The 8,563-nt window shown below is 48.4% G+C and carries 9 protein-coding genes and 1 pseudogene; 8 read left to right on the top strand and 2 right to left on the bottom strand.

What is annotated here, in order from left to right; all coding sequences use genetic code 11:
• Positions 1–207 (top strand): annotated as a pseudogene (locus IQ235_RS11755) (hypothetical protein); the annotation flags it as partial.
• 60 nt (positions 208–267) lie between these two features.
• The gene (locus IQ235_RS11750; protein ID WP_264321652.1) at positions 268–987 is read left to right on the top strand and encodes a Uma2 family endonuclease; all 720 of its coding nucleotides are present in this window, start codon (positions 268–270) and stop codon (positions 985–987) included.
• A gap of 140 nt (positions 988–1,127) precedes the next feature.
• Here the strand turns inward: IQ235_RS11750 and IQ235_RS11745 are convergent, their stop codons facing one another.
• Entirely contained in the window at positions 1,128–2,750 is a 1,623-nt protein-coding gene (locus IQ235_RS11745) for a WD40 repeat domain-containing protein (protein WP_264321651.1), read from the bottom strand.
• Positions 2,751–3,135: 385 nt separating this feature from the next.
• Here IQ235_RS11745 and IQ235_RS11740 point away from each other — a divergent pair, with 385 nt between their 5' ends.
• The 6 genes from IQ235_RS11740 to IQ235_RS11715 all read left to right on the top strand — a co-directional run bounded on the left by IQ235_RS11740 (position 3,136) and on the right by IQ235_RS11715 (position 7,627).
• Positions 3,136–3,795: a TIGR00266 family protein gene (locus IQ235_RS11740; RefSeq protein ID WP_264321650.1), complete on the top strand. Its 660-nt coding sequence runs from the start codon at positions 3,136–3,138 to the stop codon at positions 3,793–3,795.
• 49 nt (positions 3,796–3,844) lie between these two features.
• Entirely contained in the window at positions 3,845–4,579 is a 735-nt protein-coding gene (locus IQ235_RS11735) for a TIGR00266 family protein (RefSeq protein WP_264321649.1), read from the top strand.
• 10 nt (positions 4,580–4,589) lie between these two features.
• Entirely contained in the window at positions 4,590–5,282 is a 693-nt protein-coding gene (locus IQ235_RS11730; RefSeq protein ID WP_264321648.1) for a TIGR00266 family protein, read from the top strand.
• Positions 5,283–5,303: 21 nt separating this feature from the next.
• Entirely contained in the window at positions 5,304–6,158 is an 855-nt protein-coding gene (locus IQ235_RS11725; protein ID WP_264321647.1) for a M48 family metallopeptidase, read from the top strand.
• A 359-nt stretch (positions 6,159–6,517) separates the two neighbouring features.
• A complete protein-coding gene (locus IQ235_RS11720) occupies positions 6,518–6,976 on the top strand; it encodes a CPBP family intramembrane glutamic endopeptidase (protein WP_264321646.1) in 459 nt (152 codons plus the stop codon).
• 210 nt (positions 6,977–7,186) lie between these two features.
• Positions 7,187–7,627 (top strand): hypothetical protein, encoded by a 441-nt coding sequence (locus tag IQ235_RS11715; protein WP_264321645.1) that lies wholly within the window; start codon positions 7,187–7,189, stop codon positions 7,625–7,627.
• A gap of 137 nt (positions 7,628–7,764) precedes the next feature.
• On the opposite strand, the gene IQ235_RS11710 is transcribed toward IQ235_RS11715, so the two are convergent.
• Positions 7,765–8,563, bottom strand: a 799-nt coding sequence (locus IQ235_RS11710) for a TrkA C-terminal domain-containing protein (RefSeq protein ID WP_319592579.1), incomplete at its 5' end; no start/stop codon positions are given.

The following is an 8,563-nucleotide window of genomic DNA, read 5'->3' as shown; positions in this document are numbered from 1 at the left end:
AACCCCTTCCTCGACGGCGATAATCCTGCCAACCGCATGATTTTGATGGGAACCCCTCAATGGATTCGGAGTGTCATTCGCCGATTGCACTGTTTGGGTGTTGCCGAAGTCAGTCACTGGAGTCCGGTGTTACCCGTCGGGAAATCGGGAGAAGCGATGAGTCTTTTGAAGCGTCCGCGACGCAAAAATGTAATATCGGGCAAGTAAGGCAATCGCCCAATGGGTAGAATAGAAAATCATCCAAACCCCACACCCCACTCTCTTTCCATGACAGCCGTCATCCCCAATCCCCAATCCTCAAGTATCTTTTACCCCAGCGCGGATGAAGAACCCGTGGCAGAAACCCACGACCACCTTTACGCCATTCTCACCACCCTCGAAGTTCTCAAACAACACCTAAGCGATCGCCGCGCGACGGTTTTGGCAGACCAGTTTCTATACTATGCCCAGGGGTTTCCCAAACTGCGGGTAGCCCCGGATGTGATGGCGATCTTTGACGTAGAACCCGGCGGACGGGACAACTACAAAATTTGGGAAGAAGGGCAAGTGCCGAGGGTGATTTTTGAGATGACCTCGAAAAGTACCCAAGACGAAGATCTGACCCGCAAAAAAGAGCTGTACGAAAGTTTAGAAGTGGCCGAATATTGGCTGTTCGATCCCAAAGGGGAGTGGATTGAAGAGCAGTTACGCGGCTACCGACTGCGGGGGGATACCTACGAATCGATCGTCGATAATTGCAGCGAAGTGTTACAGTTGCGCCTCGTGGTGGAAGGAAAACTCATCGGCTTCTACCGCCAAGAAGACGGGGGAAAACTGCTGGTTCCCGAGGAGTTAGCGGAGGCATTGCGAGAGGAAACGCAGTTGCGGGTGGAAGCCGAAGAACAGTTGGAAGCCGAACGCCAACGTGCTGAAGCCGAACGCCAACGCGCTGAAGAACTCGAATCGATTTTAGCCCGCTATCGAGAACAGTTCGGGGAATTACCCTGAGACTAGTACTCGGCCACATTGATGCGCGACGAGTAGGGGTAATCCCCCCGTGGTTACCCCTTGCCGCCGGGGTAGGCACGGGGGCACTACCCCTACGACCAAATTAACCATCAGAACTAGTGTGGTGGAGTACTAATCGGTTACGGGCGCTGCAACACTTGAATTTGGGCATTCTGCGTCGATGAATCCCCAGTCATACCAATGAGGAGTTTGCCGTCGCGACTGGCAACGAGATGGCGCATGGGTTCGAGATTCAGGGTGGCTTCGAGTTCTGCCGTTTCCAGATTCCACACTTTCAATCCCTCGGTAGTACTGGCAAAAATACGATCGCCACTCAATGCAATTCGATCGCCATATCCCCAACTTTCCCGAGATGCAGAAACCAGGGTTTCGGCTTTGAGTTCGGCGGTGGTTAAATCCCAAATTTGTAGGTGGGTTTTCGGTTGTCCGTAAGATGTGGTGACGGCGGTTTGTCCATCCCAACCGATCGAACCGGCGTTAACATCGGCCAACCATTTTTTGGGCAAAACCATTTTTCGATCGCCCGTCAAATCCCGCACCACCAGTTTACTGCCCACTCGGGTCAGTATAGTATTGCCATCCGGGGCGATCGCCAACAGGCTAAAACGGGGTTGGCTGCCGGTTATCGAAATCGGGCCCCATTCGATCGTTTTCGGCTCTGTGTCGGGTAATGTGGTTTTGAGTTCGCCGGTTGTCCGATCCCAGATTTTCACCTCGCTGTAAGCGCTACTGACGATCGTCTTACCGTCTGCGGATATCCCCACCCGACTGACGAGATAGCTGTGAGAGTCGGTATCGTCTGCAAGCATTTGGGGGCGTTTCTCTGAAGTAATATCCCAAATCCGCACCCTGCGATCGCCGCTACCGCTAATAACGGTATTGCCATCGGGGGATACTGCCAGGGATGCGATCGCCCCAGAATCGCTTTGCAGGGTTTTCTTGAGTTCCCCTGTTTCGATGTCCCATACTTTAATGGCTTTATCCCGTCCGCCGCTGAAAAGGGTTTTACCGTCGGGACTTAAGGCAATCGCCGCCGCGGTGGGATGTCCCGTCAGAGTATGGGCGATCGAGAAATTGCAATACGGAGACTGGGTTGAGGGTTCAGAACACGATCGAAGTTCGGTTGGGGAGGATTGGGGTGGAAGCGAGGATGAAAAGAATGCATTAAAGGCGATCGCATTCCAAATACCAATCGCAGCGATTGCCACAAACCACAACACTTTGCGCGATCGCCTTTTTGCCGGTTTCGCCAAGGGCGATTTCCCCAGAATTATCGCGGTTAATTCCCGGCGACTGCGATCGGCTTCCCATCGAAACGCACACCCAAAAATAAAGAAAACAACAATCGGCATTCCCAACGGCAGAAGCATTTCTACCCCAATATCCTCAGACAGCCAACCCGATAGGCAAACGGGGATGGCGATGCTGTACCAAGTCGATAACCAAAATAGGGAAAAAACGGTGATAATCGGATGTAAACTTTGTTGAATGCGGACGATCGTCCCCTCCCCACTTGACTCGAACCGCCCGCAAATATTCGGTAAAAACGAGTTGCGATAGTGAATGATGCGCCGAATCTCAAACCCAGACTCTGACAGAGTCCCGGCGTAGGGTCTGTGGTGGCGAGGCCGTTTCCATCGAAATTTCTGGGGCGCTTCAATCTGTGCGGCTAGGCGATCGAGAACGCTTTCCAGAGGCTGTTGCGTGGTGACGGTAAAGGTATCGGAGGGGAGAAGTTTCACGATCGACTTTGTGATGAGAATCGATCTAAATATAGGTTTGGGTTTTCCAAAATTATGCAGTTTGAGAACTCGAACTTCTAGCTTTAGCCTCGATATTTCAATATTTTATTCTAGTATTTAGAATTGAAAGAGTTGATTGAAAGTAGAATTGAGGCTTAAAAGAAGTATAGACGATCGATATATATAGGTTTGACTACCATAAAGTTATGCAGTTTCGATACAAGATCGATATTTTTATTTCAACCCTAAACTAACCGTCATATCCTAGATTCATAAAACTCATGAATCTCATAAAAAGTTAAAAAAATTTAGAAACTCTGGACGTTCTAATTTTTTTCATGCACACTGGAAGAATCTATATCCCGATCGCGAGGAACTAGCCAGCGTGCGTTACGAAATTCGCTATAAGCCTTCTTTTGCCGCTATTTTTCTGACTTTAGATCCCGGTGATGCCGTGACAGCAGAGTCTGGGGCAATGACGAGTATGGATGGTCAACTCACCACCAAAACTCAATTTTCTGGGGGTTTCTTTTCCGGGTTACTCAAAAAGTATTTTGGCGGCGAATCTTTATTCGTGAATGAGTTTAAAAACTCGACCCAAAAACCGCAAACTCTAGTGCTAACTCAATCCGCCATCGGTGATATTATCGGGCTGGATTTACACGGAGAATCCATTTGTTTTCAACCGGGGGCATATATCGCCCATACCTCAGGGGTCAATTTTGGCGTTCGGTGGGCGGGATTGAAAAGCTGGTTCTCTGGTGAAGGACTGTTCAAGCTACAAGCCAGCGGTCGAGGAACGGTGTTTTTTGGAGCTTATGGCGGACTCACCGAAAAGTATGTCACTGGAGAGTTTATCGTCGATACAAGTCATGTAGTTGCCTACGAACCCAGCATTCAAATGAATGTCAAACTGGCTGGTGGACTTTTCGGTTCGCTGACCTCTGGAGAAGGATTTGTAAACCGCTTGACGGGTCGAGGAAAAGTTTATCTTCAATCGAGAAGTGTGGATGGCTTAGTGGGATATTTGCGTCCTAAACTTTGATATTTCTTAGGGATTTGAAAGCGGTAATTTTAGAATATAGAACGAAGTTGTGAACATCGAACTTGTAAACCAACCCGACAGTACGATCGCGCGCGTGATTCTCGATGGTGGCGAAGAAGTGGTTGCCGAAGCTGGAAGTATGGTTGCCATGAGTGGTTTTATCAATGCCAATACCACCTTACGAAAAGGAAAAGGCGGCGGCATTCTCGGCGGAATCAAACGAATGGTAGCTGGGGAATCTTTATTTTTAAGCGTATTTAACTCTCCCATGCCGGGGGGAGAAGTGTTTCTCGCACCGCGATTGATGGGAGATATTACCCTACATGAAATGGCGGGACAAGAGTTAGTGATTCAGGCAACATCCTATCTGGCAAGTGCCTCAGGTGTGAATATCGATTTAGGCTTTCAAGGCTTTAAATCTCTCTTTTCGGGAGAATCCATTTTTTGGCTGACTGCCAGCGGTTACGGTTCCCTTCTGATGACCTCTTTTGGAGGAGTGTACGAAGTGAATGTTGAAGATGAATATATTGTCGATACCGGCCATATTGTCGCCTTCGATAAAAATTTAACCTTTGAAATCACCAAGCCTGGAGGCAGTTGGCTGGGGGCTTTTTTGGGAGGAGAAGGACTCGTTTGCCGGTTTAAAGGTCGAGGAAAAGTCTACTGTCAAACCCACAACTCGATCGCATTCGGACGAAATATCGGTCTCCAGCTACCACCCGCTGCTGCCTCAAATAGTAAGTTAGGTCTCGTGGGACAACTTCTCAAATTAATCCAGTTTTAAGGAGATGGAAATGGTTCAAGAGATTGCCTATAAAATCGAACATTCTCCCGCTTATGCCTCCTTGGTTCTACACTTAAATCCCCAGCAAACTGTTTTGGTCGAATCGGGTGCGATGGCAGCGATGGATTCGGGAATCCAGATGAAATCGAAGGCTAAAGGTGGCTTGATGAAAGGCATCGGACGGCTAGTGAGTGGCGAGTCTTTTTTTGTCAGTGAATTTACCGCTGGGAATCAGCCTGCCGAACTTTACGTTTCCCCAGGGGTTCCGGGAGATGTGCGGCATTATGCCTTGCAAGGGAACAATTTAATGATTCAAGGCTCGGGATTTGTAGCTTGCAGTCTGACGGTGAATATCGAGACCAAATTTCAGGGATTTAAAGGCTTTTTTAGCGGCGAATCGTTGTTCTTGATTCGGGCGACGGGGGAAGGGGATGTGTGGTTTAGTTCCTATGGTGCGATCGTCGAAATTCCCGTGGATGGAGATTACGTTGTGGATACGGGATATATTGTCGCCTTTGAAGATACGTTGCAATATAAAGTGGAGATGCTGGGAGGATTATCTTTTAAAGGGTTGCGCACGGGAATTCTCGGGGGAGAAGGCTTAGTGTGTCGGTTCAGCGGACGGGGACGCTTATGGGTTCAGTCCCGGAATCTCTATCGATTCATCAACTTTATCAATCCCTTCCGTCCGGCAAAAAGTTAGTCAGTATCACGTGAATCGACGATGAACAAAAAACACCCATCCTCGCAAAATTCGGGCGATCGCAACCCACCCGCGTCTAACCGCCAATTGCTGATTCTACTCGGCTTTTTCGTTGTCGCGATCGCCGGTACGATTTGGGCGTTTGGATGGGTTTTTGATAGTTTTATCGAATTTATTCCCCCCAGTCTAGAGCAGAAATTGGGGGCGGTTATCGTCCCGGTTTACGAACAAATCGCCCAGCCTTCCGAAGCCCAGGATACCCTCAATACATTACTCGACGGCTTGGAAACCCATCTGCCGGAGGAACAACGGCAAAATCGAGATTACCGAGTGCTGTTCGTCCCCGAAGACACCGTCAACGCCCTGGCATTACCCGGAGATGCGATCGTCGTTTATGGGGGGTTGCTGCAACAGGCAGAGTCGGAAAACGAGCTGATGATGGTGTTGGGACACGAGTTGGGACATTTTGCCAATCGCGATCATCTGCGGGGTTTGGGACAGCAATTGTTGTTGCGAGTCACCATCGCTTCAATTTTCGGCGATACAGGAGCCTTGGCGGGAATCATCGGTTCCACCATCGAAACCATCTCGCGATCGCAATATTCCCAGTCTCAGGAGCTGCAAGCCGATGAATTCGGCATCGACTTGTTGCAAAAACACTATACCCACGTTGCCGGTGCTACGGATTTTTTTGCTAGACTCGATCGGGAAAAAAAGTCGAACTTGGCATTTTTCTCAACTCATCCCGCTCCTCGAAATCGTGTTAAGAAATTAGAGAAAATTCTTCGCGATCGTCAATATCCCATCGGAGAAAAAGCACCCTTACCTCCTGCCTTATCGGAGTGGGAACCCGAACTCTTGCCACCACCAAATTAGAAGTAATAAGTTGAAAGTCATAAGTTTTACCTCTAATTTTAAGCTGAGAATTTCAAAATTGATATCCTAATGCGATGAACTCAGATGACGAGATAAAATCGTCGATCGCTTTAAAACCTATGCCTATCTGGGAATCCCTAATCTTCTTTGGGATTCCGACTCTGTTGCTCTACTTTGCCACTCGTTTTGGCATTTCTATTCTGCATCGCACGTTTGACATTCCACTTGAAATATGCTGGTTTTTGAGTGGCGGTTTCTTCGTTTTTATTCCTCTTCTAACAGCCGCAATTCTAGCCTACTTTCGAGAAAGTAGAACGATAAGTTTAGAGGACTTTAAGCTTAGATTTCGCTTACGGCAGATGAATCTTTCCGACTGGTTATGGACGCTGGGTTCGATTCTATTAATTGGAATAAGTACCGCTGCCATTATTGCGATCGCCTCCTCCGTTTTTACAGATTTTTCTCCTTCTCCTCCATTCCTCTCTGCCCGAATTCTGCCACCGAACGAAAGATGGATTCTTCTATGCTGGATTCCTTTCTTTTTTTTCAATATTGTCGGTGAAGAGATAATGTGGCGCGGTTACATTTTTCCCCGTCAAGAGTTAACGCATGGCAAGAAAACCTGGCTGGTTCACGGATCTCTTTGGTGGGTGTTTCACCTCTCGTTTGGTTGGCATTTACTCTTAATGCTACTCCCAATTATTTTTATGCTTTCCTGGGTCGTTCAGCACCGTCGTAATACCTGGAGCAGTCTGCTAATTCACGGTATCATCAACGGTGGCGGATTTTTGGCAATCTCTCTAGGTTGGGTTAGTTAATAACTCAGTTTATGAGTGGGTTAAAATCATATCAAACACGTTTAAAAGGGTAGAAAGTTGTAACAAGTCATTTCCGAAATCACCAATTTCTCTGCATTTTTGTGACAATTTCCGGAGCGGTACAAGCAAAAAAGGAAAAATAGAGAACTCGTTAAAATATAATCGCGTCATTCATCGTATCAAGTTATTCACCCGCTCGAAAACCGAACTATGAAACTCAATCTTCTACCCCTTGTCACGGGCACTTTAGCGATTGCCCTTAGTATTGCTCCAGTTACCGTTCGCGCTCAATCTGTGGGTGCGGCGATCGATTCCGAACCGGATTTGATGGAATTGGCAAACGAGATGTTGATGGATAACGTCAACCTCACCCCACAACAATCAGAAATCCTCAATCCCACTCTCGAACAAGCCCTCGATCGCGTTCGAGAACTTCTCACCCCCGAACAAGTCGATCGATTTTACGGGGCATTGGATGCCGAAGAAGGGTTAGCCGAGGCAATTGAAGCTTTGGACATGACACCGATTCAAGAAGTTCAAATTCGCAACGTTCTCCAAGCCACGAGTTTGCAAGTCACTCCCATCCTCACCCCCCAACAGCGATCGCAAATTGAAGACAATTTAGAAGCTCACCTGGATGAAGACATTTAATCCACTTTGGTTTTAGGAACGAAAGCGATCGAGATTTCATCTTTTCTCGATCGCTTTGAGTATTCAGAATCCTTGATGTTCTCGCGACGGATTTTGACCTTCAATTCCCAGCAAAAGTTATTCCCGTCTAACACATCCTACACATTCTGCGTTGCCAACTTCGCCACTTTTGTTGCCCGATCGACTTCGCCGCGCAGTAAGATACAATCTTCGGGCTGTAATGCCATCGCATCATCGACCGAACGATACAGCTTGCCGTGTCGTCGAATCGACTGTACCACCACATCGTACTGTTGTTGCAATTCTGTAGCTTTGAGTCCGACGAGGGTCGATTCCTCCGCCAGAGTTACCCAGCGATTGTATCCTTGGCGAAAATCTGCCCGACCCTTCATCAAATCGTAGAAGGCTGCCACTTCGGGTCGTTCTCCCACCACCAGCAGTTTATCGCCCGATCTCAGTGTTGTCTGTCCTTTCGGATAGTAATTCACGTCGTCTCCTTGCTGAATAGCCATCACCGTCACCCCCGTCAAATTGCGAATATCGGCCGTCGCCAGGGTCATCCAATCCAGCGGCGATTCCGATGGCAGGGTAATCCATTCATTGTGCAGTTCGTGGGTGACGTTCTCGAGATCTTTCTCTTTGGGGAGGTTCTCGTGTTGAGGGCGAACGCTGTCGTAATGCTCGATGCGAATCGTTCGCACCACCGATAGAATCGTACCGCTCGATTCTCCCAAGGTATCTAACATATGCGCCCCCATTTCTAAGGCTGCTTCAAACTCCGGCTGTACCACTTCTTTCGCCCCGAGTTGGGTCAGCACATCGATTTCGCCGCTTTCGTGGGAACGGGCAACCACATCGAGTTCTGGGGCAAATTCTAAGGCCCGTTTGAGCAGCAGGCGGGTACTCATGGGATCGGGTAGGGCGATGGCGAGGGCT

Source organism: Zarconia navalis LEGE 11467 (assembly GCF_015207075.1).
Taxonomy (GTDB): Bacteria; Cyanobacteriota; Cyanobacteriia; order Cyanobacteriales; family Geitlerinemataceae; genus Zarconia; species Zarconia navalis.
This window is presented reverse-complemented; position numbering and strand designations above follow the sequence as displayed.

Coding starts and splice junctions, on each gene's coding strand:
- IQ235_RS11750 (WP_264321652.1), top strand. CDS start 268: ATGACAGCCGTCATCCCCAATCCCCAATCCTCAAGTATCTTTTACCCC.
- IQ235_RS11730 (WP_264321648.1), top strand. CDS start 4,590: ATGGTTCAAGAGATTGCCTATAAAATCGAACATTCTCCCGCTTATGCC.
- IQ235_RS11725 (WP_264321647.1), top strand. CDS start 5,304: ATGAACAAAAAACACCCATCCTCGCAAAATTCGGGCGATCGCAACCCA.
- IQ235_RS11720 (WP_264321646.1), top strand. CDS start 6,518: ATGAATCTTTCCGACTGGTTATGGACGCTGGGTTCGATTCTATTAATT.
- IQ235_RS11715 (WP_264321645.1), top strand. CDS start 7,187: ATGAAACTCAATCTTCTACCCCTTGTCACGGGCACTTTAGCGATTGCC.